The organism is Brevibacillus sp. FSL K6-6036 (genome assembly GCF_037964015.1).
GTDB classification, from domain to species: Bacteria; Bacillota; Bacilli; order Brevibacillales; family Brevibacillaceae; genus Brevibacillus; species Brevibacillus borstelensis.
This window is the reverse complement of record NZ_CP150173.1, coordinates 4,602,857-4,628,549: the sequence shown is the minus strand read 5'-3', so window position 1 is coordinate 4,628,549 and position 25,693 is coordinate 4,602,857. Positions and strand designations below refer to the sequence as shown.

Genomic DNA, 25,693 nt, shown 5'->3' with positions numbered 1-25,693 from the left:
TTTTACAGCTTAATTGAAATGAGGGAATGAACATGGCCTTGCGTGTCACGCAAAACATGCTGAACAGCAACATGCTCCGCAATTTGCATAAATCGATGCTGAATATGGACAAGATGCAGCAACAGCTTGCATCCGGAAGGAAGATCAACCTCCCATCCGATGACCCTGTAGTGGCGACCAGGGGAATGTTCTATCGTTCTTCCCAAATGGAAAATGATCAGTATAAGCGCAATGCCAGTGAGGCAATGTCCTGGATGGATTTGACTGACAAGACGCTGGATGAAGTGGGAAACGTCATGAAGCGTGTCAGCGAGCTGCTTGTGTATTCAGGGAACGGAGCCACTTCGCCGGATGATTTGAAGACCATGGGAGCGGAAATAGCGGAGCTGAAAAAGCATCTGGGGACGCTTGCAAACCAAACGATCAACGGCAAGTACATCTTTGCCGGTACCGAAACAGACAAAGCCCCGTACGATGAAAATGCAAATGGCGGAAAAGGGGATTTTATCAACAAAAACAGCTCGGAAGTGCTTCTCGAATTAAGTCAGAATGTATTTGCTGCTGCCAATATCAATGCCCAAAAGATATTCAATTATCCGGATAATGCGGGGAACATGTTTAAAGTATTGGACAATATAATCGAAGAGTTGAACAATGGAAGGTCAGCAGCCCAATTCCAGGACGAAATCTCCCAGCAATACGACAATCTGCTGGCGGAACGAGCAACACTCGGAGCGCGTGTCAATCGCATCGAATTGATTGGAGAGCGCCTGAACGTACAGGAAGTTAACATTAAAGAATTAATGTCCAAAAACGAGGATGCAGACATCGCCGAGGTCATCACCAACCTGAAAACACAGGAAGGCGTACACCGATCTGCCTTGGGGGCTGGTGCACGGATCATCCAGCCGACATTGTTGGACTTCCTGCGTTGACCTGAGTGAAGGGAGGTTGGAAGGATGCAGTTGCCGTACATACGGATGCAGAGCACCTTCGTCCAGCTTGGATTGAACATACGAAAGCCTGTTCAGGAAATTGAACAGCCTCGCGCCGAGATGAATTTGCGCCAAGAGCCCGCAGTTCTCACAATCCAGCAAGGCCGAATGGAGATGTCTCTCGATGCGAGTCAGGCCCGCAGCAACATCGGCATCATGACAAGCATGGAATTTAGCGACAACATCGCTTCCTACGGAAGGTCAAAGCTCCTGGAAGCGATCGGCCAAATCAGCTACGAAGGCGATACGATGATGCGGATCGAATCCGGGGGAAACCCCATTGCCGATCTGGCTTTGGACAGAGGAATTTTGCTGAGAGACGGCTACACACCTCCGGCTGCTTCCCTGGATGAGGGTGTGCACGTACAGTTTGAAAAGAAACCGGTCGTGATCGATGTAAAGCGAAACGGGATGAGGATGGATCCGGTCCTGAAGCCGCCGGTCCATACGTATACGCCCGGAAAAGTAGAGCCTTATATCTTGAAATGGCCAAGCCTCCAGATGGAAGCGGTAGGCATTTTTGTTGATCGAAGCGTATAAGCGAGGGACGATTATGAATGCAAACCAACAGGTGGAATTGGGCAAACTGTTTTTTGAGGATGGAATACCAGGGTTTGGCGATCTGCAGTTTTTCCTGCTGAAGCAGGAGGAGGAAAGTCCGTTTTTTTTGATTCAATCTGCCGAAGAAGAAGAAGTCGGATTTTGGGTAGTCAATCCCTTCGTCTTTTTTCCGGAGTATGAGTTTTCCCTGACGGAAGCAGCGAAAACGGCGCTCAGCATCGAAGAGGATACACCAATCGGAGTATTTGTCATTATTACCGTTAGAGAAAATCAGGTAACGGCCAACCTGAAGGCTCCGATCGTCGTCAATCTGGGAAAACGCATGGCAAGACAGGTGATTTTGCAAGATGACCGTTATTCCATTCGCCAGCCGTTGCTAGAACCCAGAGCGGCCGTGACAGAATAGGTGGTGAGCCCATGCTCGTTTTATCCCGCAAAAAAAATGAATCGATCATGATTGGCGACACCATTGAAATCAAAGTGATCGCCGTAGAGGGCGATACAGTCCGCATAGGGATTGAGGCCCCACGCAACGTCGAGGTATACCGCAAGGAGATTTACGAGGCAATCCAGGAAGAAAACAGACTGGCCACCCAGCACCAAACGGACTGGGCCAAGATGAAAGAAGTACTCAGGAAAACACAACCGGGTGATGATCAATAAAATGATCGTCACTTTTTTTGTTTTTCCGAAGAAAAAAGTAGAAAAAACACTAAAGGTCCTACGACCCTATTCCGATAATAAAAATGTAGGGAAAAGGTCGCAAGCGCGCGATTGCGATGGTTCCCAATTACTTGCAGCAGTCACAGGGACGTGACTGCCGAAAATCAAGGAGGAAACAGAAATGATTATCAACCACAATATTTCTGCAATGAACACTCACCGTCAACTGGGCGTAAACACTGGCTCTTTGGCGAAAAACGTTGAGAAGCTGTCTTCCGGCTACCGCATCAACCGCGCTGCTGACGACGCTGCTGGTCTTTCCATCTCCGAGCGTATGCGTGCACAAATCCGTGGTATGGAGCAAGCTTCCCGCAACTCCCAAGACGGTATCTCCCTGATCCAAACTGCTGAGGGCGCTCTGCAAACTGTAAACAACATGCTGGTTCGCATTAAAGAAATCGCTACTCAATCTGCGAACGGTACCTATGGTGACGATGCTGACCGCGCTCGTCTGCAAGAAGAGCTGTCTGAACTGACCAAGGAAATCAAAAATATTAAAGACAACACTACTTTCAACGGAATTCATTTGCTCAACGGCAACAGCGGCAAAGATATCAAGCTGCAAATTGGTGAGGCTGCAGGTCAAGTTCTGACTCTGACTGTTGCCAGCTTCAACCTGAGTGCTGTAGCTACAGCTGTAAGCGGCTGGGACATCGGCAGCCAATCTGGAGCATCTGCTGTATTGGGTGCGATCGAAACTCAAATTAATAATGTAAGTAAAGCCCGTTCCTATCTGGGTGCAAACCAAAACCGCTTGGAAAACACTATCAACAACCTGAACATCACTTCCGAGAACCTGACTGCAGCTGAGTCCCGTATCCGCGACGTAGATATGGCGAAAGAGCAAATGCAGTTCACGAAGAACAACATCCTGACTCAAGCTTCTCAAGCGATGCTGGCTCAGGCTAACCAACTGCCGCAAGGCGTATTGCAACTGCTTCGTTAATCAGCAATTTAAAAAAACATGGACTACTGCTTGGTCAGTAGTCCATGTTTTTTTCTTTCCAAGAAATGTGGCTAACTAGTTTGGAGGTGATTGTCGATATATTAAATAAGAACGGAAATGGGGGCAAGGCATATGCGATTAGTGATCTCCGGACAAGAATACTATTGTGACAACAAGGAATTAACAGCTGCGCAGATCATGGGAAAAGTGTTGGAAATATCCCTATCAGATAATCTCGTGCTCAGTCATATGAGAATTGACGGTGTAAATGTATACAGCAATGTGGAAAGTTATTTGGAAGAGCACTTTTCAACAATTGAATGTGCGGAAGCTGTATTCGTAACGGTTCCGGAATTGCTTCATGATATTTTCGATACAACCTCTGAGTATCTAGATCGTGCAATCCCAGAACTTCAAGAGTTATCTGAGGAATGCTATAAAGCACCTAATACTGGTACGTGGAACAAACTTGGGCAATTGTTGGAAGCCATTCAATGGTTTCAACAAACAGCAATATTCGTAGAGGAGCACAGGGAAAGTATTCCAGATTCATTCATTCATGAAAAGACTTTTGATTTCACGAACGAAACAAGCATGCTGCAAGAAGCTGTAGAACAACAGGATTTTATTCTGTTGGGAGATATTATTCAGTTTGAAATCCTGACTAAATTTCAAGAGATCGCTCATCAATTGCAAAAAATGACTTCTGTTGAGGTAGACAGACATGATCTTAATTGATAATGTTGTGTTTTTAAAAAATAAATTTGCTGCTGCCTGGGATATGGTAAAAGAGGCGGAAGCGCAGGATATTTCGGAAAAAGTAAAGGTTGAATCAGCTCGAACAGGAGTTGAGACTCTGTCTGTTCAAACGGAGAAGGGTATCAACTATATACATAGCAGGTACGATCCCGTATCCGAAGCAGAAAAAATCATGGCTGAATACTCGGATATAGAAAAAGATACACATGTATTTTTTTATGGCGTTGGAATGGGGTACCATATTGAGTGGTTCATAGAGAAACACCCTGACGTCCCTTTTTCTGTGTATGAACCCGAGATGGACTTTTTTCGGTTGTTGACAGCTGAAAAGAAACTAGAGAGTTGGAACCCAAAATTTTTACGGAATATGTACCTTGGGGATAGTTCCGAAACGATTTCTAAAAACCTAACCCACTTTGTGGATGTGGTAAAAGAAAAAGTTATGCTGATCATTCTCCCTAGTTACGAACGTATATTTACAGAAAAAACGAGGAAATTTGTAGCCGAATTTCGAAATGTCGTGTATACAAATGCCGCCTACCAATACGCGAACGTAGTTTTTTCGAAACGCCAACCAATAAATAGTATTGTGAACTTAACCACCACTTTGAAAACACCTAATATCCTTAATGAGAAGCCTCAGAGTTTTCAAGGGAAGCCGGCGATATTGGTTGCGGCAGGACCTTCTCTGGACCTGGAATATGAAAACCTTCGCTATATAAAAGAGAACGGATTGGCCTATATCTTTTCTGTAGGTTCAGCCATCAATTCTTTAATTGAAAACGGGATTTATCCTGACGCTGCATGTACTTATGATGGAAAAGAGGCTAACCACCTTGTATTCTCCAAAGTAGTCGAAAGAGGAATTACTGATATTCCTCTGTTTTACGGCAGTATGGTAGGTTATGAGACAGTCCAGAAATACCCCGGGCCGATGATGCATTTCATGGTTGGAGGAGATTATTTTTCTAGCTTTGTATTAAAAAGACTGAATGACACTCCGGTGGACTTTGTTAATCCCGCAAAATCAATTGCCATTATTACGCTTCAACTCCTGTACAAGCTTGGCTGCAATCCTATCATATTAGCTGGCCAGAACTTTGCATATACAGAAGACCGTACATATGCCCAAGGTATGGCATTTAATAACGAGCTATCAACTACCCATATGGAGCAGGCTATTGTTGTCAAAGATGTAGGAGGCAACGATGTATACACGAACCGGGGGTTGAACAGCTTTAGAGAGGAAATGGAATCTCATATTGCCAAGCTTTCCGATCTGGAGGTAATCAATACGACCAAGGGTGGAGCACGTATTAAAGGGACGGTATATGAACCTCTTGAGAAATTAATTAACGAGAGGCTGCAAAAGCAAGTCGTTGAAAAGGATTGGTTAACTACCCTTGGAAATGATTACGATCTAGAGCATTTGATTCAACAAACGCAACATTTGCTATCCGAACAAGAAAAGTTTATCCACTTGTGTGATTCGTTTACAAACTTGTTTGCAGAAATGAAACGAAATATAGAAGCCTTTAATAGCAAAAGTGTCGGAAAATGTTTCGTTAAGTTTGACAAGCTGTTTGACAGATTACAGGAAAACAAGTTTTATCGATTGTTATTACAGCCGATGAATCAGCTTTTGTTTGAAGCTATTTTGAAATTGTTTGACGAGATCAGGTTTCAAAATGATAACTTTGCAAAAGCAAGAAAATTAATAAATGATTTTACATCATTTCTAAAAAACTGCGAATCAGACATGAATACAATAACACCTTTGATAAAGAATTCCTACCAAGAGGCTTTGTTGCTTCAAAAGGAGCGCACAACTCCATAACAACGACCAATATGAACGGGTGATCCTATGAATGAATTGATAATTGGTGACAGAAAGATTGGCCCAGAACATCCCCCTTTGGTAATCGCGGAAATAGGCATCAATCATGAGGGAAGTTTTGACAAAGCTATACAAATGATCGACGATGCTGCTTCAGTAGGATGCGAATGTGTCAAATTTCAAACGCACGTCGTAGATGACGAGATGATCCCCAATAATGTGATACCGGGAAACGCAAAAGAGTCGATTTGGGAGATTATGAATCGTTGTGCTTTAACCAAAGAAGAAGAGCGAGAGTTGAAAAAGTACACAGAAGCGAAAGGCATGATTTTTCTAAGCACCCCCTTTTCCAGAGCAGCAGCGGTACAATTGGAGGAATTGGGCGTTCTAGCATACAAAATTGGTTCAGGGGAGTGTAACAATTACCCTCTGATTGAACATATTGCGCGCTATGGAAAGCCTGTTATTTTAAGTACAGGTATGAATAATCTCGAGAGCATAGAGAAGGCTGTAGCGATCCTTCGCAAACATAATACGCCTTTTGCGTTATTGCATTGTACAAGCATTTATCCGACGCCTTACGATAAGGTACGCTTGGGAGCATTGGAAGAACTGGCTCAGGCTTTTCCTGATGCGGTTCTCGGATTATCCGATCACTCTTTGTCGAACTATCCTAGCCTTGGTGCAGTAGCCTTAGGTGCAAGAATTCTTGAACGTCACTTTACTTCCGATAAAAGCTGGCCTGGTCCTGACATATCCATCTCAATGGATCCGACAGACTTAAAAGAGTTAATTGAAGGAAGCAGGGCCATCTTCCAAGCGCTTGGAGGCCGAAAAAACGTACTTAAGGAAGAACAGCCGACAATCGATTTCGCGTATGCTTGCGTTGTGGCGATTCGTGATATTCGTGCTGGCGAAGAACTGTCAATGGAAAATATCTGGGTAAAGAGACCTGGAACAGGGGAGATAAAAGCCGAGCATTTCGACAGCCTTCTTGGCAAAAAAGCGCTATCCCCAATAAAGCAGAATGAACAAATCCGGTGGGCGCATGTGAATGGGTAAAAAAATATTGTTTCTTACGGGGACACGAGCTGACTTTGGAAAATTAAAGCCGTTAATGCGAGCCGTTGACGAATCTCCTTTGTTTGAGTGTGAGATTTTTGTTACCGGCATGCATACTCTTTCTCGATATGGACTGACAGTTGAAGAGGTATACAAAGCGGGCTTTACAAACATTCATACGTTCAGAAACCAAATCCATGGGGAGCCCATGGATTTGGTATTAGCCAACACAATTGGAGGACTGTCACGATTCATTCATGAGGATCGGCCTGATTTAATTGTTGTGCATGGAGATCGAATCGAAGCTCTTGCAGGAGCGATTGTCGGCTCGCTAAACAATATTTTGGTGGCGCATATCGAAGGGGGAGAATTGTCGGGAACTATTGATGAATCTATACGTCATTCGGTTTCCAAACTATCCCACATTCATTTTGTAGCGAACAAGCAAGCCGCAGTAAGGTTGGAACAGTTGGGGGAGAAGACCAGCAATATTTTTGTGATTGGTTCCCCTGATATTGATATCATGCTGTCTGATCAGTTGCCAACTATTGAGCAGGTCCGAAAGCGATACGAGATCGATTTTGAAAAGTTTGGTGTCGTCTTGTATCATCCTGTAACTACCGAAATTGATTGCATAAGAGAAAATGCGAATCAATTAGTAAAGGCATTGATCTCCAGCGGCCTCAATTACGTTGTCATTTATCCGAATAATGATTGGGGAAGCAATGATATTTTAGCGGAATACAAAAGACTGGAGAATAATAACCGTTTTCGAATTTTCCCTTCTCTACGATTTGAGTTCTTTTTAACTTTGCTAAAAAATGCTGATTTTATTATCGGGAATTCCAGTGCAGGCATTCATGAGGCTCCCGTGTACGGTTTGCCGACAATCAATATTGGCAGCAGACAACAAAACCGATTCTTCCATAACACGATTTACCACGTAAGCAATGATTATGATGAAATCATGGACGCAATAAAAAAGGTTGCCGGTATGACAAAAAAGGAGCCATGCTTTAATTTTGGCCATGGCAATAGTACTTCATTATTCATGAATGTACTGGAGGACGGAAGTATATGGGGAGTTTCGAAGCAAAAACAGTTTCAAGATATTTTGATCAAATAGCCAAAAATAGGATTCTGGCGATTATTCCGGCGCGGGGCGGATCTAAAGGGGTACATCGGAAAAACATCCGAAAGCTGCTGGGAAAACCCCTCATAAACTACACGATCGAAGCAGCAGCACAATGTCCCTTGATCGATCGGTGTATCGTAAGCACAGAAGACCAGGAAATAAAGCAATTCAGTCTGGAAGCCGGAGCTGAAGTGATTGACAGGCCTATTGAGCTTGCAACCGATACGGCATCGTCAGAAGATGTCGTTCGGCACGTTCTGGAAGACTGCTTGAAAAAAGGAGAATTGCCGGAGTTTTTTGTGCTGCTACAACCGACATCTCCGTTGCGCGACGAGAAGGTCCTTACAGATTGCATTGAGAGCAGCCTTAAAGCAAAGTCGCGGTGCACGATCAGTGTGACAGAGGTCGAACATCATCCTTACAAGGCATTTTATGCGGAAAATGGAATGCTGACCCCGTTAAAAGACAGGCAAAGCTTAAGCAAACCAAGGCAGCAACTGCCTCATGTCGTCCGTCAAAATGGTGCTATCTATTTTTTGGAAAGCGCCAGTTTTTTGGAGCAGAATTCCTTTTATATTGAACCGGCACTACCGTTTTATATGGATGCAGACGCAAGTATCGATATAGATCATGAAAGAGACTTTCTTTTGTGTGAGGCACTTCTTTTGAATAAAGCAACAAAAGGCATATAACGGATGCAACTTAAACAATTGTGAATCCTCTGCTTTAGCAAAAGGGAAGTAAAGCTTTTTCCTCGAAAAACCGATAACTATGATAGGAAAATATCCTAAGGAGGATTGTCAATGGACGTCGGTTCAATCCATGGCTATGGTAAGTTGAAGTCGTATTCTGACATAACCACGAATACTTCCATTGCTCAGCCTGCAGAAAAGACGCCACCGTCCCTAGATAAACATCAAAGTATCGGCGAAATTGAATCAGAGATTGCGGGTATAAACAAATGGTTGCAAATGACCAGCTCCCACATTAAATTTACGCTTCACGAAGACTTAAACGAATACTATGTTCAAGTAATCAATGACCAGACCAATGAGGTCATCAGAGAAATCCCGTCCAAAAAAGTAATGGATATGGTCGCAAAAATGCATGAGATGATCGGACTGCTTATAGATGAGAAAAGATAGGAGGATTTGCCCATGTCTCCCATTCGATTTACGGGAATGGCTTCCGGTTTAGACACAGAGAAAATGATCAAAGATTTGATGAAGGCTCAACGCGAGCCTGTCAATCGGTTGATCAGAAAAAAGCAAACGGACGAGTGGAAGCGCGATACCTATCGCGAAATGAACAAGCTGCTTGACGAACTGAGAAAATCGGTTGAAGCGGTGCGGTATTCTTCTAACTTCAAAAAGAAGGTCGCTTTTTCCGAAAATGATGGGCTTGTGTCTACCAAGATTTCAGGTATTCCGCAATTCGCCACGTATTCCGTGAACGTTGAAAAGTTGGCTAAAGCAGAGAGTCCGGCTGGCGTATCAATTGAACTTGATAATGTAGTTGACAAGGGTCAAGCCCTTGGTGCAAAAGGCACCTTAACAATTAACGGGGTAGACATTGCTATCGATGTCAATGATTCGATTACCAGTATTAATGAAAAGCTAGCAGCACAAAGTACGGATAAGCATGCTCTAATTGAAGCGAGCTTCGTGAATGGATCGTTAGTTTTTACCTCTAAGTCCGGTGCGGAACTGACCGGTGTTGATCCGAGTGATTCCAGCAAAGACAATAAGTTTTTCTCCGTAAATTTTACTGCCGATCCAGATGGAACAAGCGGAAAATTAAAGATTAGCGGCAGCGTAGATTCATCACTGAGAACGGATGGAGAAAAGGGTATCGTTTACATTAACGGAGTAAGGATGGAAACGGCCACAAATACGGTATCTTTTGACGGCATTGATTTTACCATTAAGGGAACCAATGGCGGTTCTCCTGTCATCGTCAATACAAAAACGGATGAGGATGCCATCTTTAACCAAATCAAAGGGTTCGTGGACAAATATAATGAAGTGATCGAAAAGATCAATGCAAAAATCTCCGAACCTAAGTACAGAAGCTACAAGCCATTACTGGATGAAGAAAAAGAAGAACTGCCGGAAAAAACGGCGGAAAAGCTGGAGGCGATGGCCAAGAGCGGTATTCTGCTGCGTGATCCGATTTTAAAATCGGGCCTGGATCAAATGCGTTACGCCATCAGTGCGCCATTGAAGGTTGCTGGAGTCAATGAAAAATTTGACACATTGTCTGAGATCGGCATTGGTGGTCCGCCTAGCGGCAAATATGCTTACCAAGAGAACGGGAAGCTTTACATTAACGAAACAAAATTGCGTGAAGCGATCAGCAATAATGGGGAAGATGTATTAAAGCTGTTTACCAATTACAGTTCAAGCAACGATCCTGCAACCAAGTTCAACGAAAGCGGTATTGCCGAGCGGCTCTATACTCAACTGACCAAAGTAATAGACAGAGTGACGAATGAAGCAGGCAGTTCAACTTTTCTTGTTGATGACAGCGTGATTGGCCGTGGAATCAAAGAGACAAATAAAGAGATCAATATGTGGGAAGACCGCCTAAAAATGATCGAGGATCGCTATTGGAAACAGTTTACTGCGATGGAAAAAGCGATGTCCAAGTTCCAGTCCCAAGGCAACTGGTTCGCGCAAATGCTTGGTCAACAATAGCAGGGAGAGATGCAGATGTTACATAATGCTGCTCAGACCTATCAGTCCAATCAGGTGACGACAGCTACTCCTGGGGAATTGACGCTCATGCTTTACAATGGGGCGATCAAGTTTATTAAGCAAGCAAAAAGTGCCATAGATGAAAAGAATGTCGTAAAAGCACATGAAAATTGTTTGAAAGTGCAAAACATCTTGTACGAGCTACTGTCCACTTTAAACAAAGACTATCCCATTTCCGAGGAACTTGAAAAAATGTATGACTATATGCTCCACCGGATGATTGAGGCTAACATGCGGAAGGATGCTTCTATTTTAACAGAAGTGGAAGATTATTTTGTCCAATTCCGGGACACCTGGAAAGAAGCTATGTTGTTGGCGAAGAAGCAAAGATGAGGAGCAGTAGCATGGTTTTCGAAATGGATGGAATTGTGGAGGAAATGCTCCAGCTGACTATCCAGCTGGAGCAGGAAGTCATGCAATCAGATAGTGATCCAGACAAGTGGTTGTTATATTTAGATGAGCGGGAAAAAATGATGAGGAAAATTGATACGTTGATTTCCGCCGGTTCCCCACTCTCAGATGCGAACAAGATATCATTGGCCCAAATACATGACATCAACCAGCGTATCATGCCGATCATTTCAAATCGTATGCAAGCGGTACAAAAGAAGCTTACTGAAATACAACGGAGTAAAACAGCAATGAATACTTACCACGATGCTGGACCGAATGCTTTTGGCGCGTTTTTTGACTCCAAGAAGTAAAAACTCTATCTCTTCTAAATCACTGGAGACGGTGAGCTTATGGAGAGATAGAGTTTTTTATAGTAACAATGCAGATTGGAAACTTATGAACGCAGTTATATGTTGAGACCTCCGCATGTGGGAACAGAGAGTTTTTCACGCTTAGACAATCTTTACGTACACCTCTAATTTACCTTTATTTAAGGAGAATCATAATGTCAAAGGACTATGAAATCACAATTGATGCACATCCAAATATATACAATGACTTCTCACCGAGAAAGTTGAATATATATTTTTCTGAGCCGGACAAAGGAATTAATAATGAAACAGGACTTTTCCTGTTCATTCCAGGATTTGGGGCAAATGCGAATTCGAGAGTCTACAAAAAAATGCGTTCTGTTTTTTCTGATAAATATAATGTCGTTACGATACAATGTGACTATTTTGGCTGGGAGTTTATGCAACAGGAGAATTTGGAGGAAACATCCAAAAATTTTAATGATATGGGGATAATGCAAGCTCTTGACAACATAACTGCGGTAATCATTGTTTCTGAAATCATCAAGGATAATAAATACACCTTTAATAATAGTAAAATAATCGCTTACGGACATTCGCACGGTGCATATTTAGCGTATTTATGTAATGTTTTTGCACCTAACTTGTTTTCTTTAATTGTTGATAATTCAGCATGGATATTTCCTGCTTATTTAAAGGCAAACAGAGTCTTGAACATGAACGGAAAGATGATTTTATTTGATTACTATGCAAAGTCTATAATAAAAGATTTTGAAATACTGAATTTATCATCGCTATATAAAGATTTTAAAAACAATTGTATGATTCATTCGTTTCATGGAGAAAGAGATAGTTTAGTATCCTTGAAAGAAAAGAGGAGCTTTTGTTCCTCGCTAAATAATTGTTTTTTACATGAGATAACGGAAGATAAAATTGATAATCATATCTTCAAATCTACCTTTCATGGTCTTAATGCAGACTTTTTATTGCTTTTCGATTACCTCTTATCCAATTTCAGCATTAGCTTTAATTACAAGAATGCTATTACATTGAAAGATCATCGATTAGACACAAAACTATATAGTTATGTTTTTGACTATAGTGGATTTGTACCAGTCTTAAACATATTTTCAAAATAAAAGGCAAAGGACATATCTGAGTAACGGAGCTAAGAAAGGAGGGCAGTTTCACGATGGAGGCGTCTGTGAAAGCTGTCCTTTGTTATTTACCAAACGCGGTCGAGGTTGAAACACTAAACGCCCTATTTTCATGGTTTTGTAAACTCCCTCTCGCATTCTGACGATAACAAAAGAGAGAAAGCTTCGTGCGATCCCGAGGGAGAGATGAACAATGAGAGTAAACTACCCCGCCTCTGCCAACCAAATTCAGCCCAATAGTGGTGTTCAGATACAGGAAAATAAAGGTGAATCCCAAGGGAGGACATTGGCGAACCGGCCTGCTATAGCCGGAGGGCAGCCTGACGTATCCAGCGTCTTGCGCGGCCTTGGAACCGATCCTACACCGGAAATGAAGCAGTCTGCAAAGATTCTGCTTGATGGCGGAATCTCACTGAACAAGCAGGCAGCCCAGGATTTAAAGGAATTCATGGGGAAAGCTCCGGGAAGTCTGGATCAAAAGCTGGAAACAGTCCAAGCCTTGGCTGATAAAAAGCTGGATGTGTCGCTTGGGCAGCTGAAGGCTGTCCACGAAGCGCTGCACGGAAAGTCCGTGACCGGGGCTCTGAATGAGCTTGTTCAAAAGGGTGCTGGAAGTACGGATACCGAGATGGAATTTCAAGAAAGCTCTTTTCGTGAAAAAAAATCGGACTTCGACAAGACTGTGCAAAGGATACGCGAGCAAATGGCTGGCAGTCCGAAGGGAACGGCCGAAATGGGCGAGAAGCTCGGGAAAGTCCTGTATGAAGCGGTTCAACTTCATCAGTCGGGAAGAGAGCAGGAAGCCCGGCTGCTGCTCATGAACGCACTTGCCCAGCTAGGTGATGCGGACAGTGTCTTGAAGGTGGGACTGCCGGGAAATGCCTCTTTCGCAGCAAGCCCCGCGGAACTTCTTGCCCAGATGAAGGCAGCGTTGAATCAAGAGATGTCTTTGGATCAGTTGCTTGCAAAGTTTGGCGATCGCCTGTTCGATCTTTTGCAGAAAAACCAAGTGGCAGCCGGAACGCTTGAAAAAGGGCTTGATCAGGTGCAAAACCACATGTCCGGACATGCTGCATCGCCAGAGGAAACAGGCAATCCCGCTCCTTCTGCCGGAATTGCTTACGATGATCAAGCTGAGATGCACATGGCCTCATTTCTGACGACAAAGGATTTGGTCGTCACGGAAATTACGCAAAAGCTGAGTCAGGCCGCTGCCAACTTCCAAAGCGTAAAAAGGGAGATAGTCAGAAACATCGACAACATGCTGAAAGTTGCGGAAACCAATAAAGGGAACATTTTAGCCGGGGTAAAGCCTTTGTTGGAATCAACCATCGATGCGCTTGACAAAGCGATTTTGAAAAGCGAAATGATGATGCTGACGGACATGGAGACAGAAAAGCAGCTAATAAAGGCAAGCAGTGAATTGGCCGAAGCCAGAAGGTTCTTGGCGAAAGGGGAAAACAGCCAGGCGGCAGCAGTGTTAAAAGGAGTCCAAGCAAAGCTGGACGCACTAAACTGGAAGCCGTCCGATGTACGAATCCAGCACTTTGCGACTGGCCAAAGCATCTTTGCAGAAAAAGTCCCGCATGCTTCCCGTCTGTTTAGCCAGATTGCAGAGACGGTTCAGCACTTTCAGAATCATCCGCCCTCTGCCCGCAATACGTTCGAATTTGTCCGTTCGCTCGGATTGAATTATGAAAGCGAGCTGGCGCAGTCGTTTACAGAGCGTCATCCGGGCGAACGGGGCCAGGGCCAGGGGCACGCTCAGGAGAATCTTCACAAGAACCTGAAGCATGCGCTTCTGCAGCTTGCCAAAGCGGGCGAAAAAGGCACGACCTCTGTCAGTGGCGGTCAAGCGGTAGAGCAAGCGCTGCAAAGTATAACGGGCCAGCAGCTGCTGAGCAAGCCGGATGCGGGCAACCAGCCCCAAAGCATGTTTATGCAGTTGCCGCTTTTGCTCCAAAACGGACTCGAAAATGTAAAGCTCTACGTTCAGTCAAAAAATGAGGGGCAAAAAGTCGATTGGGAAAACTGCAGTCTGTATTTTTTAATCGAGACAAAAAAACTGGGGCCGACAGGGATTCACATTACAGCGGTGGAGCGCAATCTGTCCATTGCGATTAAAAATGACCAGCCGCAAATCCGGGAGCGTTTGGATTCTATCATAGCCGGATGCAAGGAAAATTTGGCCCAGATCGGTTACAATGTAGTAGGTGTGTCATTTGCCAAGTTTACCGAGCAGAAAAAAGAAGAGCAAGTACCGGCAGGACAAAATACCGCTGCAAATACGATGCGACCAAATGAGCCTAACCCAGCCGCGAAAGGGTTTGATCTGAAGATATGATCCGCAAGTCTTTCAATCAAAAGCAGAGACAAGCTATAAATGGTCCCATGGCAGCAGTTATCCGCTATGATCAGGAAAACGATTTCGTTCCTGCCGTCATCGCGCAGGGAAGAGGCCACCTGGCTGAAAAGATCATCTCTATGGCCAAAGACAACGACATCCCTCTCCAGGAAGATTCTTTGCTTGTAAAGAATCTGATTGATATCGATCTGGGGGAAAATATACCGCCCCAACTGTATTCGGTAGTGGCCGAAATCCTTTTGCTCATCGAGGAAATGGAAAGATACAATGGGCGATAATGGGCGAGACAGACCAGATGCTGACAGAAAGGTACGGATATAAATGGAAGTAAACAAGATCGGGCAAATATCCGTTGAACAACGAAAGTCCAAGCAGGATGTACCAGCGGATCGCGTGGCTTTTTCGGAACTGATGAACAAGGGCCGGCAACAACTGAATACGGAACGTCTTCAAAAAATGATATCAGAGATTGAAGAGCAGGGAAAAATCCTTGCCGATACACGTACGGTAGGAGATCTTCGGAAATTTAAGTCACTGGTAAAGAGCTTTCTTGACGACGCGGTGAAAAACGGACTGAGCCTCGAGGAGCAGCAAGGCTACAACCGGAGAGGACGGTCCCGTATTTTCAAGATTGTCAAGGAAGTTGACAAGAAGCTGCTTGAACTGACCGATTCCGTCTTGAAAAGTCAGGAGCCCGGTTTGCGAATTCTGGAACGGGTAGGAGAAATCAAAGGATTGCTGATAAACACGTATGCGTAATGTCTTTCACAGGTAGAGAAGCGGGATCTGGCAGGTTATCCTCAGCAGGGAGTTACTCGTGATCCGCTCAAGGAAACGTACATTTCTGCATGCAGTGAAAAGCGATCCGCGAGTCGGGGGTCCAAGCTGGGGACGGCGAGAAGAAAGCAGCATGTGGCTGGATGCACCAGGGAAACGAAAGCGACAAAAACGGATATGGAGAACCAGTAGCCTAAAAACCAACCTCGCTTGCCAAAAGTAGGGTTGGTTTTTTGTATATCGTCGGCTCAACCGTATACAATCTGTTATCTGGCTTCTCCAACTTGTCGTCCAGACAGCTTATTCAAAACAGCATAACTCCATTACAAATTGAATAACAGCAAGACTCGGAAAGTAAAAGCTCATTTCATTTTTGTCTGCGCTTGTATTCACTATTGAATAAAAAGAAAAACCGCATATGGTTCAACAACGGCCATGCACCGCTGCAACCGCACCTATACCGTGAGAAAGCAACAAGCTCACTGCAAATGGCACAAAAATTGCAAGATAATTTGAAAAAATCAAAAATACGGAGGGGTCCATCTGATGAAAAAGAGCTTTTTTTCATTCTGCTCCACACTTCTGCTCATCGCGGCACTGGTCGGATGCAGCAGCAGTCCGCCTGCGCCGGCCGGTTCATCCCAGCAACCGGAAGCGTCCACAAAGCAAGAGGGAGGAAGCGGAGCGGAACAAATCCTGCAGATGAATGGCCGGGAGCCCAAAACGCTGGATGCGGGTCTTTCCAACGACGTCGCCTCGGGTGCCTACATCCGGGCCATCTACGATGCATTGGTCCGGTTGGACAAGGACGGCAAGCCGGTCAATTCCGTCGCATCCGACATCAAGATCTCGGAGGACAAAAAGACCTATACCTTTACCCTGCGAGAGTCGAAATGGTCCAATGGCGAGCCGCTGACGGCCAAGGATTTTGCCTACGCCTGGTTCCGGACACTTGATCCGAAGACGGCCAGCAGCTCCGCGTACAAATACTATCCGATCGTCAATGCAAAGGCCTTTAACCTGGGCAAAGCAAAGAAAGAGGATGTCGGGATCAAGGTCATCGACGACAAAACGATCGAAGTGCAGCTGGAAAACCCGACGCCTTACTTTTTGACGCTGGCAACCTTTTACTACCCCGTAAACCAAAAGGTCGTGGAGGGGAACGAGAAGTGGGCCAATGAAGCCGCCACCATCGTCACCAACGGTCCTTTCAAAATCGAGACCTGGGAGCACAAGAGCAAAATCGTCCTAGTGAAAAACGAGCATTACTGGGACAAGGAAGCCGTGAAGCTGGACAAAATCGAATTTTCCATGGTGGAGGACGCCAATACCGAGCTGGAGATGTTTAACCAGGGCGAGCTGGACTGGGCTGGCGGGCCGATCAGCAGTCTGCCGGTAGATGCGATTCCGGCGATGAAAGAAGAGGGCAAGCTGCAGGCGATGCAAAAGGCGCAGTCCTACTACCTGCTGTTCCAGACGGAGCAGGCGCCGTTTACAAACGAGAAGATCCGCAAAGCGTTTGCGTATGCCATCAACCGCCAGGAGATCGTGGACAATATTTTGCAGGGCGGACAGACAGCTCTGACCGGGCTGGTGCCGCAGTCGGCTTCCCTCAAGCCGGAGGGCTATTTCAAGGACAACGATGCGGAAACAGCCAAGCAGCTTTTGGCGGAAGGAATGAAGGAGCTGGGGATTGAAAAGCTGCCGGAAATTACGTACCTGTACTTTAATTCCGACGCCCAGAAGAAAATTGCCGAAGCTCTGCAGGGCCAGTGGAGAAAAGTGCTCGGCATTGAAGTGAAGCTGATCAACAAGGACATGAACGTGATGTTTGACGAGCAGGCCCAGGGGAAATACATGATCTCGGTAACAGCGTGGACGGCCGATTACAACGACTCTGTCAATTTCCTCGAGCTGCTGATGGAAAAGTACAGCGACAACAACTGTACACTGTGGCACAGCGAAGCCTACAACGACCTGATCAACCGCTCCTACAAGGAAACGGATGAAACCAAGCGGAATCAGCTTTTGCAGGAAGCGGAGTCGATTTTGATGAACGAGATGCCAGTCACGGGACTGTACAGCAATGTGAACGTCTGGGTGCAAAACGACAAGCTCAAAGGCGTGACCGTAGACCCGCTCGGCTATATCGACATGAAGTGGGGCTACAAGGAATAGAGGTGTAGAAAGCAGTGACAGAGAATGTTTTCCCTGACCAAATAGCTGCAAATAGAAGTGCAGAAAGGAGGTTATCGATATGAATCATCAGGAGTGGAAACAGGAGTTTGAACCATTTGCCCAAGCTCGAATGGAGCAAGCCCAGGTGCCTGGAGGGGCGATCGGAATCTGCAAGGACGGAGAGCTGGTCTATTTTGGCTCGTTTGGCTTCAGCGATGTGGAGAAGCAGCAGCCGGTCACGCCGGATACGATATTTGGCATCGCTTCCGTGACCAAGTCGTTTACCTGTATGGCCATTATGCAACTGCAGGAGGCAGGCAAGCTGTCTGTTGACGATCCTGTCGTGGACTATCTGCCTGAGTTTCGCATGCCGCAAGACCAATTCACACGGGATGTGACGATTCATCACTTCATGACCCATACGCCGGGAATGCCGCCCTTGCCCTTTTTGACATCCGCCATGAAGCGGTCGATGGAAAAAGATCCGGCGGTTCTGGAGACGGAGCCGGAGTGTGTAGACGAGTCGGTCCCTGTCGTGGATACGTACGAGGAACTGATGGAGCAAATCGGCTCGTTTCCGGAGGAGGTACTGGGGCGGCCGGGAGAGGCGTTCAGCTACAACAACGATGTGTACGGGCTGTTGGGAGCTATTGTAGAGCGCGTCAGCGGCATGTCCTTTGAACAGTATGTGACGGAACACATCCTGCTCCCCGCGGGGATGAACCGCAGCGTGTTTACTCCGGAGCAGCTTGCAGCACATAGGGACGTAGCAGAGCTGTTTACCCGCAAGACGCGGAACGGAGCCAACGAGGTATTCCACGCCCCAGTCCTGCACGATGCTCCGGCGATGCGGGCCGCAGGCTTTTTGAAATCGAGCGTGGCCGATTTGCTCCGGTATCTGGACATTTTCCGTACAGGTGGAATGGCAGGAGAGACGCGCATCCTCTCTCCGGAGAGTGTGGCCGAGATGACGACTCCCCATGTGAAATGCGATGCTTGCTGGCACTACGGGTACGGCTTGCAGATCGTGCCCGACTTCGTTGGCGGGCCGCTGATCGATCACGGAGGGTCGCTAAAAGGGGTCAGCTCGCAGATTTTTGTGTTGCCGGAAAAGGGCATCACCGGAGTCATCCTGACCAATGTCGACGGCGTGGAAGTGCGCGAGATAGCCGTAGGAGCGCTCAACCTGGTCCTGGATAGACCGCTTGAGACTCCGCTGTTTCGCTTTGCGGACCAGTCGCTGGCGGCAGAGAAGCTCGCTGATTATGCCGGAGAGTATACTTGTCAGGAATGGATGGAAATGAGTGTGGAAGCAAAAGACGGAGTATGCCAGATGACAATGGACGGTACGACTTATGCGCTGCGGCCGGTCGGGAATGATCTGTTCGTATTTCGCCGCAGAGGAGCGGATATCCCCGTGCTGTTCGTGCGAAATGAAGCAGGTGCGGTCCACCGGGTCGTATACGCGAAGCGCCAGCTGCGCAAGAAAGCGCAATGACTTTCGTTCTATTCAAAAGCATAACATGAAGAAAAAACGGACGCGGAGAAGATCCCTGCGTCCGTTGCTCTTTTCCTACACGCTGATGTCAATCGTTTTTCCGGCTGTCGGATGAGGCGCTGCTTGAGCGGCTTGCTGCACGCTTTGCTGCGCATTAGAAAAGTCCTGGATCATCGCTGTCGCACCTGCTGCCATCGTGTTCTGCGCCATTTTCATGACGCTGAGGCTGACAGTGTGTCTCAACTGGCTCAGTTGCGCGCTCATCATAGAACTCATATCCATTTGTGGTTTCCCTCCTTTTTCATTTGGGTCCCTTCACTTTTTTATCGGATTGGAAAAGCTTTGGTATTATAATCAAACTGAACATTTCCGATAAAGGAAGAGAAGAAAGCAAGTGGGAAGGTGACAGGTTTGTCGACGAAACGACGCTCGCTCCTGCTGGTGGGAGCAGTAGTGCTTATTTTTACACATGCGGTTTACCTGAAAGGAAACCTGTCCGATCTGTTGAACCTGACGGCTATCGAGCTGGTTGGGTTGTCAGTGCTTATCTCGTATGCGATCAAGCGCAAGCATCTGGAGGTGCGCAAAATCGTCCGTCTGTTGATCCATGGGCGCGAGGGAAACGTGGAGGAGACGATCAAGCGGTTTTATTACTACGCACTGGTTCAAAAGGAACAAGGGTATCTTGAGCTGGAAAAAGAGCTGCAAAATGAAAAAGATTCCTTCGTCCGTCGGGGCAGTCTGCTTGCCATCGAAGGAGTACCGGAGGAGGAGCTCCGCATGATTCTCGAAAACGAGCTGAAGGGCGAACAGCATCGCTACCAGCAGGCGGCAGGCTTTTTCCGCCTGGTCAGCCTTTTGGCCCCCGGCATGGGTCTGGTGGGAACGCTCCTCGGAATGACGGGTGTTCTGGAGACGCTGAATGATTTGACCCAGACGGGATACAGCCTCAGCTCGGCGGTCGTAGCGACGCTGTACGGGGCGCTTTTGGCCAACATGTTTGCCCTGCCGTGCTACTACCGGCTGATGGACTTGTATGATCAGGAAATGTTTGAAAAGCGGCTCTATCTGGAAGGCTGCATCGGTTTGCAGCGAATGGAGACGCCGCGTGTCCTGTTTGAAAAATTGAACTCGTTTTTGCCCGGAGACAAAAAGCTTGTTCTCATCAAAACCCCTGGCAGCATGAAAGGGACGATCGAAAGGCAGGATCTCCATGCATGACGATCGCTTGTACGACGAAAAAGAGCTGGAAAAAAGCTGGCTGATCAGCTATAGTGACTTGTTTACCCTGCTGTTCGTGATCATCCTCATCGTTGCCGCCGCCCATTCGGCCAAGCTCAAGACCGATATGCAGGAAATCAAGCAAGAGGAGGCCCGCCAGCAGGAAAGTCTGCAAAAAGTGCACGAAAGCCTGGACCTGTTGAACATTCAGAAGCTGGAGCTTCAGCGCCAGGTCCACGAGCTGGAAGCAAGACGCGGAGTGCTGGAGGCTGCAGTAGGTGGAGAGACAGGGGAGACGGTGCCCAAGCGGGCCGTTCCGGTAGATATGGAAGACAAGAGTGACCGGGATATGGAGACAGTGCGAACAGCGCTTTCCGCGGCTCTGGAGGAGCAGAACATCGACTATGAAGAGACGGAAGAAGGCTTGAGAGTCCGCCTGCCGGAGAAGATTCTGTTTTCCAGCGGCTCCGCGGATTTGCGGGAGGATGGAAAGCAGGTGATCGATCATGTCGCACAGGTCCTGGAGCGCTTTTCTTACAAGGTCCGGATCGAAGGATATACGGACGACGTGCCGATTACGCACAGCTCTTTTAGGTCCAACTGGGAGCTGTCCTCTGCCCGGGCGATTGCGGTCATGCGGGAAATGGTGGACGGGCATGGGCTGGCCGCAGATCGATTCACCGTTGCCGGTTGGGGAGAGTATAAACCGCTTGTAGATAACACATCTCCCGAGAATCGCAGTCGCAACCGACGCGTAGAAATTGTCATTCTGGCAGACAAGAGCCAATAAATAAAATTTTCTGTAAATAAAATGAGTTTTCGGAAGGATTCCCGTGCATCAGAGAGAAGTATTTCTGATAGGAATCCTTCTTTCTTTTTGTACGAACCCTTGTTCTATTTTCTTGCCAAAAAACATATTTATTGGGGAGAACGAGCATAAGGGTGAGTTATGCCCAGCTTGTGCACAACGGCCTGTGGATAATGTGGACAACTCTGTGGATGACGCAAAATAAAAGGTGTGCCGATGTGGACAAAGGCTGGGGAAAAGGTTTTCAAGGTAGACACAGATAAGGGGGACATGAACAGATGAAGATGAAGAAGAAATGGTTGACGTCGCTTGTCTTGACTGTCGGGGTAGGGCTGTTGGTATCCGCCTGTGGAACGGGAGGGAATCAGGCTTCGTCCGGCAGCGGCACGGCAGGAGGAGGTACGGCGGAAAAGGTGTACGTGGTTGGTACCGACGCAGCGTATCCGCCGTTTCAAATGCTGGAGGCCGACAACAAGATCACCGGCCACGACATCGATGTGTTAAACGCGATTGCCGAAGCGGGCGGCTTCAAGGTCGAATGGAAGAATACCGGCTGGGACCCTTTGTTTGACGGTCTGGACAGAGGGACCGTAGACATCGGAATCTCGTCGATTACGATCACCGAAGAGCGCAAGAAAAAGTACGACTTTTCTGAACCGTATTTCGAAGCCAACCAGTTGATTCTCGTTGCCGAGGACTCACCGGTAAACAAGCTCGATGACTTGAAAGGCAAGAAAATCGGCGTGCAGGGCGCAACCACGGGCGGAGAAGTGGTAAAGAAAGCATTTGGCGACACGTATCAAGGGCTGAAGGAATACGACGACATGCCTTCCGCTGTGGATGATTTCTTTAACGGGCGCGTGGATGCCGTAGTCGGCGATAATGGCGTCATTCAATATTACGTGAAAAAAATCAAGGACAAGAAATTCAAACTGATCAAAGACGATTCTTTTGAAAAGGAGTATTACGGCATCATGGTCAAAAAAGGCAACACCGAGATCCTGAACAAGATCAACGACGGGTTGAAGAAGATCAAGGAAAACGGTAAGCTGCAAGAAATCTACAACCAGTATTTTAATAAAGAGTAAGAGGGAAGCGCGGACGGGTACGTCAACAGGCGTACCCTGCTGCTTTTTTCGTCCACAGCCAAACAACTTGGAGGGAGGATACAACTCTGGACTGGAGTGTCGTTTACGATTATCGGGAACTGTTCATTCGCGGAATTCTCAATACAATCCTGCTGACGGCCATCGCTACTGTCGTGGGAACGCTTCTGGGGCTGTTTATCAGTTTGGGGAAGCAATCGAGCAAGGCCTGGCTGCGGATTCCCAGCGCGATTTACGTTGAGCTGTTTCGGGGAACTCCGATGCTGGTGCAAATTTTGTTGATTCACTTTGCTGTTATCCCCTCCATTTGGGAGGTATTCTTCCCGGGCCAGAGCAGCCCGGAAGCCATTTATTCCGGTATGATTGCATTGTCCTTGAATGCAGCAGCGTATATCGCTGAAATTTTTCGCGCGGGGATTCAGTCCATTGACCCCGGCCAGATGGAGGCGGCCCGATCTCTCGGGATGACCAAAGGGATGGCTATGCGGCTGATCGTCATTCCTCAGGCGTTCACCCGCATGCTTCCCGCACTGGGAAATGAATTCATCTCGCTGTTGAAAGACTCGTCCCTGACTGCGGTCATCGCCACGCCGGAATTAAACTACGCGGCGATGAGCGTAGCCAAAAGCACCTTGGAGCGCTACCCTCCGTATTTGACGGAAGCAGCCGTCTATCTGGTGCTTACGCTGTTCTTGTCGAGAATCGTCGTCAGAGGACTGGAGAAGAAATATTCAACCAAATGAGGGATGATTTGACTCTCGTTTTGGCGGATGATATAGTCATTCACATGGGATTTGAAATCCCAAGTTTTTACAAAAGAAAGGAATGTGCATCAGCATGCAAGGCAAAGTAAAATGGTTTAATGCAGAAAAAGGTTTTGGCTTTATTGAGCGTGAGGACGGCGGAGACGTTTTCGTACATTACTCGGCTATCCAAAAAGAAGGCTTCCGTACATTGGAAGAGGGACAAACCGTAGAATTTGATATCGTGGAAGGGGATCGCGGTCCCCAAGCAGCGAACGTAGTTATCGCGTAGCTACTGATTGCAAACGCCAGCCACCGATAAAAGCAAATCCCCCTGTACCAAATGGTATGGGGGATTTTTTCATGTACGGCCTGTTGTCAGCCGATGATGCTCTGGATGTGCAGGGAACGGTGTTGACGCAAATCGAGGTACTCCCCTCTGCGGCGTACGAGAGGCCGCAGAGGCTCATCTGTATGAATCATGATGACTTCCACGCGATCACCTGAATTGAGGTAAGCTTCTGCCCCTACATACAGCATCACGACATAATGGATAAAGCGGGTGACAACCTGGGCGTTTAACTTGCCTGAGTAGGCCAAATTTTGTAACACGGATGCAGCTTCGAAAGGGGAGGTTCCCTTGCGATACACCCGGTCCGTGCAAATGGCGTCAAATACGTCTGCGACACTGACGATTTGGCATTCGATCGGAATGTGCTCCTGTGTGCGTCCTTCGGGATAGCCGCTGCCATCCAGCCGTTCGTGATGAAGAAGCGCACAGAGAGCAATCAGCTCGTCTGCTCCCTCCATTTGGCGAAGCAGATGCTCCCCGAGCCGGGCATGCTGCTTCATCACTTCGTATTCCTCGTCGGTCAGCCGCTCCGGTTTGAGCAGGATTTCTTTCGGTATCAGCATTTTGCCTACGTCATGCAAAAGGCCCGCCTGCCCCAGCAACACAATGTTTTCCTGCGTGTGTCCCATCAGCTTGCCGATTAATGCAGCCAAAATGCCCACATGCAGGGAGTGGCGGTAGGTGTATTGGGCGGTTCCTTCCTTTACGTAAATAAAACGCTGAACTCCGCAACGCTGCAGAATTTCGTCCAGCAACGGATAAAACACATGATTGAATTGATGCAGAGGAGGAATGGAACCGGTCGCGATCCGGATGAACAACTCCTCTGTTTGTTTGACAGCTTCCATGTATTCACGAGCTGCTTCCACTTCATTCCAATGGAGCAGGGGAGAAGGTGGGTCTGGTAAGTCGCCATCCTTGGCTACATATACCCGTTCGACCTGGTGTGCACAAAGCAAGCGGATATCGCTTTGGTGCAAGACCGCGCCAGCCGGCAGGAGCAAAAGCCCCTTCTCGTTGTATACGTCTTGTGCCAGCGTCTTTCCCGTAATGGAATGCGAAGGGTTTACCTCTTCCATGAGGATTCCTCCATTCAGTTGTCTTGCGCGGTAATTATTCCCTAATGATCGTAGTATATCATAGCTGTTTTTGAAAGCTTTACTAGAAAATTGTCGTAACTTGTAGAGATGTAAACATTTTGTAAAGGTTTTTTTAAGCTGGCGGGGAGGATTTTTTACATATGTAAGGAATAGGTATTAGGAAAGACGGAAGGAGGTTTGAACCATGAAATTTCAAATTCGTGGAGAAAACATTCAAGTTACCGCAGCACTTCGAGAGTATGTAGAAAAGAAAGTGGGCCGTCTTGCAAAGTACTTTGAAAACTCTAGCCCTGCAGATGTACAGGTTACGATGAGAGTTCTAAAGGGAGAAGGGACCATCGAGGTGACGATCCCTCTCAGCGGAGTAATCCTTCGCGCCGAAGAAACGCATGAAGATATGTACGCCTCCATTGATTTGGTGGTAGAAAAGCTGGAAAGACAGATTCGTAAGCATAAAACCAAATTAATACGCAAGCTCCGTACCGAATCGACCAACAAGGCAGCGGGGAATAGCCGCCAGGCGGTCGCCGTATTGACAGAAGACCTGGAGGAGGGGGAAGATGTCGACATCGACATTGTTCGGACCAAACGCTTTAACTTAAAGCCGATGGACGCCCAGGAAGCAGTCATGCAAATGGATATGCTAGGTCACAGCTTCTTTGTTTTCCAAAACAGCGACACGAACGACGTCAACGTCGTTTACCGCCGAAATGATGGTCGCTACGGATTGATTGAACCGAAATAAAGCCCGTCAAACAGGGAGTTGCTTATTCTGGCAACTCCCTTTACTTGTGCACTCCTATTCTCATTTGATAAAATATCAATTTAGGGAAGACGCATATGTAAAAGTGTCTTTTTATGGAAGTGGAAGTAGGAATCGCTCCTGAAGGCCTATAATGGTTTTTCGGCG

General features: G+C 46.8%; 28 protein-coding genes. 26 read left to right on the top strand and 2 right to left on the bottom strand.

The features are described 5' to 3' along the window. Positions 1-32: 32 nt before the first annotated feature. From flgL to NST37_RS22655, 20 genes are all read left to right on the top strand, one after another. Complete coding sequence (gene flgL, locus NST37_RS22750) at positions 33-935, top strand: flagellar hook-associated protein FlgL (protein ID WP_003388327.1); 903 nt, start codon at positions 33-35, stop codon at positions 933-935. 24 nt (positions 936-959) lie between these two features. Then, complete coding sequence (locus NST37_RS22745) at positions 960-1,535, top strand: DUF6470 family protein (protein WP_024984132.1); 576 nt, start codon at positions 960-962, stop codon at positions 1,533-1,535. Positions 1,536-1,548: 13 nt separating this feature from the next. Further along, positions 1,549-1,962 (top strand): flagellar assembly protein FliW, encoded by a 414-nt coding sequence (locus NST37_RS22740; RefSeq protein WP_024984131.1) that lies wholly within the window; start codon positions 1,549-1,551, stop codon positions 1,960-1,962. Positions 1,963-1,973: 11 nt separating this feature from the next. Continuing rightward, positions 1,974-2,219, top strand: coding sequence for a carbon storage regulator CsrA (gene csrA, locus NST37_RS22735; RefSeq protein ID WP_003388324.1), 246 nt, complete (start codon positions 1,974-1,976; stop codon positions 2,217-2,219). Between the two features lie 181 nt (positions 2,220-2,400). After that, complete coding sequence (locus NST37_RS22730) at positions 2,401-3,225, top strand: flagellin (protein WP_339185880.1); 825 nt, start codon at positions 2,401-2,403, stop codon at positions 3,223-3,225. A gap of 132 nt (positions 3,226-3,357) precedes the next feature. Beyond that, positions 3,358-3,963, top strand: a complete 606-nt coding sequence (locus NST37_RS22725) for a hypothetical protein (RefSeq protein ID WP_003388322.1) — start codon at positions 3,358-3,360, stop codon at positions 3,961-3,963. After that, entirely contained in the window at positions 3,950-5,821 is a 1,872-nt protein-coding gene (locus NST37_RS22720) for a 6-hydroxymethylpterin diphosphokinase MptE-like protein (protein WP_339185877.1), read from the top strand. Before NST37_RS22725 ends, NST37_RS22720 begins: the two co-directional genes overlap by 14 nt. Before the next feature lie 27 nt (positions 5,822-5,848). Continuing rightward, entirely contained in the window at positions 5,849-6,883 is a 1,035-nt protein-coding gene (locus NST37_RS22715) for an N-acetylneuraminate synthase family protein (RefSeq protein WP_003388319.1), read from the top strand. Continuing rightward, positions 6,876-8,009 carry a UDP-N-acetylglucosamine 2-epimerase gene (gene neuC, locus NST37_RS22710; protein WP_339185876.1) on the top strand — a complete coding sequence of 378 codons (1,134 nt, stop codon included), beginning with the start codon at positions 6,876-6,878 and terminating at the stop codon, positions 8,007-8,009. Before NST37_RS22715 ends, neuC begins: the two co-directional genes overlap by 8 nt. Then, positions 7,961-8,710 carry an acylneuraminate cytidylyltransferase family protein gene (locus NST37_RS22705; RefSeq protein WP_003388315.1) on the top strand — a complete coding sequence of 250 codons (750 nt, stop codon included), beginning with the start codon at positions 7,961-7,963 and terminating at the stop codon, positions 8,708-8,710. The genes neuC and NST37_RS22705 overlap by 49 nt, the downstream gene beginning before the upstream one ends. A gap of 111 nt (positions 8,711-8,821) precedes the next feature. After that, complete coding sequence (gene flaG / locus NST37_RS22700; protein ID WP_031932643.1) at positions 8,822-9,163, top strand: flagellar protein FlaG; 342 nt, start codon at positions 8,822-8,824, stop codon at positions 9,161-9,163. A 12-nt stretch (positions 9,164-9,175) separates the two neighbouring features. After that, on the top strand, positions 9,176-10,714 hold the full coding sequence (gene fliD, locus NST37_RS22695; RefSeq protein WP_003388313.1) for a flagellar filament capping protein FliD: 1,539 nt from the start codon (positions 9,176-9,178) through the stop codon (positions 10,712-10,714). A gap of 15 nt (positions 10,715-10,729) precedes the next feature. Then, complete coding sequence (gene fliS, locus NST37_RS22690; protein WP_031932642.1) at positions 10,730-11,107, top strand: flagellar export chaperone FliS; 378 nt, start codon at positions 10,730-10,732, stop codon at positions 11,105-11,107. Positions 11,108-11,118: 11 nt separating this feature from the next. Continuing rightward, on the top strand, positions 11,119-11,478 hold the full coding sequence (locus NST37_RS22685; RefSeq protein ID WP_003388311.1) for a flagellar protein FliT: 360 nt from the start codon (positions 11,119-11,121) through the stop codon (positions 11,476-11,478). Positions 11,479-11,672: 194 nt separating this feature from the next. After that, the gene (locus NST37_RS22680) at positions 11,673-12,617 is read left to right on the top strand and encodes a DUF2920 family protein (RefSeq protein ID WP_339185873.1); all 945 of its coding nucleotides are present in this window, start codon (positions 11,673-11,675) and stop codon (positions 12,615-12,617) included. A gap of 211 nt (positions 12,618-12,828) precedes the next feature. Continuing rightward, the gene (locus NST37_RS22675; RefSeq protein ID WP_339185871.1) at positions 12,829-14,979 is read left to right on the top strand and encodes a hypothetical protein; all 2,151 of its coding nucleotides are present in this window, start codon (positions 12,829-12,831) and stop codon (positions 14,977-14,979) included. Then, a complete protein-coding gene (locus tag NST37_RS22670) occupies positions 14,976-15,278 on the top strand; it encodes an EscU/YscU/HrcU family type III secretion system export apparatus switch protein (RefSeq protein ID WP_003388308.1) in 303 nt (100 codons plus the stop codon). Before NST37_RS22675 ends, NST37_RS22670 begins: the two co-directional genes overlap by 4 nt. 43 nt (positions 15,279-15,321) lie before the next feature. Further along, positions 15,322-15,759: a YaaR family protein gene (locus NST37_RS22665; protein WP_003388307.1), complete on the top strand. Its 438-nt coding sequence runs from the start codon at positions 15,322-15,324 to the stop codon at positions 15,757-15,759. Between the two features lie 564 nt (positions 15,760-16,323). Then, entirely contained in the window at positions 16,324-17,955 is a 1,632-nt protein-coding gene (locus NST37_RS22660) for a peptide ABC transporter substrate-binding protein (protein ID WP_003388306.1), read from the top strand. A 79-nt stretch (positions 17,956-18,034) separates the two neighbouring features. Beyond that, positions 18,035-19,453 (top strand): serine hydrolase domain-containing protein, encoded by a 1,419-nt coding sequence (locus NST37_RS22655; protein ID WP_339185869.1) that lies wholly within the window; start codon positions 18,035-18,037, stop codon positions 19,451-19,453. 75 nt (positions 19,454-19,528) lie between these two features. On the opposite strand, the gene NST37_RS22650 is transcribed toward NST37_RS22655, so the two are convergent. Continuing rightward, the gene (locus tag NST37_RS22650; RefSeq protein WP_003388303.1) at positions 19,529-19,735 is read right to left on the bottom strand and encodes a hypothetical protein; all 207 of its coding nucleotides are present in this window, start codon (positions 19,733-19,735) and stop codon (positions 19,529-19,531) included. 129 nt (positions 19,736-19,864) lie between these two features. Here NST37_RS22650 and NST37_RS22645 point away from each other — a divergent pair, with 129 nt between their 5' ends. The 5 genes from NST37_RS22645 to NST37_RS22625 all read left to right on the top strand — a co-directional run bounded on the left by NST37_RS22645 (position 19,865) and on the right by NST37_RS22625 (position 23,623). Then, positions 19,865-20,674: a MotA/TolQ/ExbB proton channel family protein gene (locus NST37_RS22645; RefSeq protein ID WP_003388302.1), complete on the top strand. Its 810-nt coding sequence runs from the start codon at positions 19,865-19,867 to the stop codon at positions 20,672-20,674. Continuing rightward, positions 20,667-21,464, top strand: a complete 798-nt coding sequence (locus NST37_RS22640) for a flagellar motor protein MotB (RefSeq protein WP_003388301.1) — start codon at positions 20,667-20,669, stop codon at positions 21,462-21,464. The genes NST37_RS22645 and NST37_RS22640 overlap by 8 nt, the downstream gene beginning before the upstream one ends. 296 nt (positions 21,465-21,760) lie before the next feature. Further along, positions 21,761-22,570: a basic amino acid ABC transporter substrate-binding protein gene (locus tag NST37_RS22635; RefSeq protein WP_003388300.1), complete on the top strand. Its 810-nt coding sequence runs from the start codon at positions 21,761-21,763 to the stop codon at positions 22,568-22,570. A gap of 86 nt (positions 22,571-22,656) precedes the next feature. Then, positions 22,657-23,331 (top strand): amino acid ABC transporter permease, encoded by a 675-nt coding sequence (locus NST37_RS22630; RefSeq protein WP_024984022.1) that lies wholly within the window; start codon positions 22,657-22,659, stop codon positions 23,329-23,331. A gap of 94 nt (positions 23,332-23,425) precedes the next feature. Then, complete coding sequence (locus NST37_RS22625) at positions 23,426-23,623, top strand: cold shock domain-containing protein (protein ID WP_003388298.1); 198 nt, start codon at positions 23,426-23,428, stop codon at positions 23,621-23,623. 86 nt (positions 23,624-23,709) lie between these two features. On the opposite strand, the gene NST37_RS22620 is transcribed toward NST37_RS22625, so the two are convergent. After that, on the bottom strand, positions 23,710-24,762 hold the full coding sequence (locus tag NST37_RS22620) for an HD-GYP domain-containing protein (RefSeq protein WP_339185867.1): 1,053 nt from the start codon (positions 24,760-24,762) through the stop codon (positions 23,710-23,712). Between the two features lie 205 nt (positions 24,763-24,967). Here NST37_RS22620 and raiA point away from each other — a divergent pair, with 205 nt between their 5' ends. Then, entirely contained in the window at positions 24,968-25,528 is a 561-nt protein-coding gene (raiA, locus tag NST37_RS22615) for a ribosome-associated translation inhibitor RaiA (protein ID WP_003388296.1), read from the top strand. The last annotated feature ends 165 nt before the right edge of the window (positions 25,529-25,693 follow it).

Excerpts from the sequence above, each read along its gene's own strand:
- flgL (WP_003388327.1), top strand. The coding sequence starts at position 33 with ATGGCCTTGCGTGTCACGCAAAACATGCTGAACAGCAACATGCTCCGC.
- NST37_RS22745 (WP_024984132.1), top strand. The coding sequence starts at position 960 with ATGCAGTTGCCGTACATACGGATGCAGAGCACCTTCGTCCAGCTTGGA.
- NST37_RS22740 (WP_024984131.1), top strand. The coding sequence starts at position 1,549 with ATGAATGCAAACCAACAGGTGGAATTGGGCAAACTGTTTTTTGAGGAT.
- csrA (WP_003388324.1), top strand. The coding sequence starts at position 1,974 with ATGCTCGTTTTATCCCGCAAAAAAAATGAATCGATCATGATTGGCGAC.
- NST37_RS22730 (WP_339185880.1), top strand. The coding sequence starts at position 2,401 with ATGATTATCAACCACAATATTTCTGCAATGAACACTCACCGTCAACTG.
- NST37_RS22725 (WP_003388322.1), top strand. The coding sequence starts at position 3,358 with ATGCGATTAGTGATCTCCGGACAAGAATACTATTGTGACAACAAGGAA.
- NST37_RS22720 (WP_339185877.1), top strand. The coding sequence starts at position 3,950 with ATGATCTTAATTGATAATGTTGTGTTTTTAAAAAATAAATTTGCTGCT.
- NST37_RS22715 (WP_003388319.1), top strand. The coding sequence starts at position 5,849 with ATGAATGAATTGATAATTGGTGACAGAAAGATTGGCCCAGAACATCCC.
- neuC (WP_339185876.1), top strand. The coding sequence starts at position 6,876 with ATGGGTAAAAAAATATTGTTTCTTACGGGGACACGAGCTGACTTTGGA.
- NST37_RS22705 (WP_003388315.1), top strand. The coding sequence starts at position 7,961 with ATGGGGAGTTTCGAAGCAAAAACAGTTTCAAGATATTTTGATCAAATA.
- flaG (WP_031932643.1), top strand. The coding sequence starts at position 8,822 with ATGGACGTCGGTTCAATCCATGGCTATGGTAAGTTGAAGTCGTATTCT.
- fliD (WP_003388313.1), top strand. The coding sequence starts at position 9,176 with ATGTCTCCCATTCGATTTACGGGAATGGCTTCCGGTTTAGACACAGAG.
- fliS (WP_031932642.1), top strand. The coding sequence starts at position 10,730 with ATGTTACATAATGCTGCTCAGACCTATCAGTCCAATCAGGTGACGACA.
- NST37_RS22685 (WP_003388311.1), top strand. The coding sequence starts at position 11,119 with ATGGTTTTCGAAATGGATGGAATTGTGGAGGAAATGCTCCAGCTGACT.
- NST37_RS22680 (WP_339185873.1), top strand. The coding sequence starts at position 11,673 with ATGTCAAAGGACTATGAAATCACAATTGATGCACATCCAAATATATAC.
- NST37_RS22675 (WP_339185871.1), top strand. The coding sequence starts at position 12,829 with ATGAGAGTAAACTACCCCGCCTCTGCCAACCAAATTCAGCCCAATAGT.
- NST37_RS22670 (WP_003388308.1), top strand. The coding sequence starts at position 14,976 with ATGATCCGCAAGTCTTTCAATCAAAAGCAGAGACAAGCTATAAATGGT.
- NST37_RS22665 (WP_003388307.1), top strand. The coding sequence starts at position 15,322 with ATGGAAGTAAACAAGATCGGGCAAATATCCGTTGAACAACGAAAGTCC.
- NST37_RS22660 (WP_003388306.1), top strand. The coding sequence starts at position 16,324 with ATGAAAAAGAGCTTTTTTTCATTCTGCTCCACACTTCTGCTCATCGCG.
- NST37_RS22655 (WP_339185869.1), top strand. The coding sequence starts at position 18,035 with ATGAATCATCAGGAGTGGAAACAGGAGTTTGAACCATTTGCCCAAGCT.
- NST37_RS22650 (WP_003388303.1), bottom strand. The coding sequence starts at position 19,735 with ATGGATATGAGTTCTATGATGAGCGCGCAACTGAGCCAGTTGAGACAC.
- NST37_RS22640 (WP_003388301.1), top strand. The coding sequence starts at position 20,667 with ATGCATGACGATCGCTTGTACGACGAAAAAGAGCTGGAAAAAAGCTGG.
- NST37_RS22635 (WP_003388300.1), top strand. The coding sequence starts at position 21,761 with ATGAAGATGAAGAAGAAATGGTTGACGTCGCTTGTCTTGACTGTCGGG.
- NST37_RS22625 (WP_003388298.1), top strand. The coding sequence starts at position 23,426 with ATGCAAGGCAAAGTAAAATGGTTTAATGCAGAAAAAGGTTTTGGCTTT.
- NST37_RS22620 (WP_339185867.1), bottom strand. The coding sequence starts at position 24,762 with ATGGAAGAGGTAAACCCTTCGCATTCCATTACGGGAAAGACGCTGGCA.
- raiA (WP_003388296.1), top strand. The coding sequence starts at position 24,968 with ATGAAATTTCAAATTCGTGGAGAAAACATTCAAGTTACCGCAGCACTT.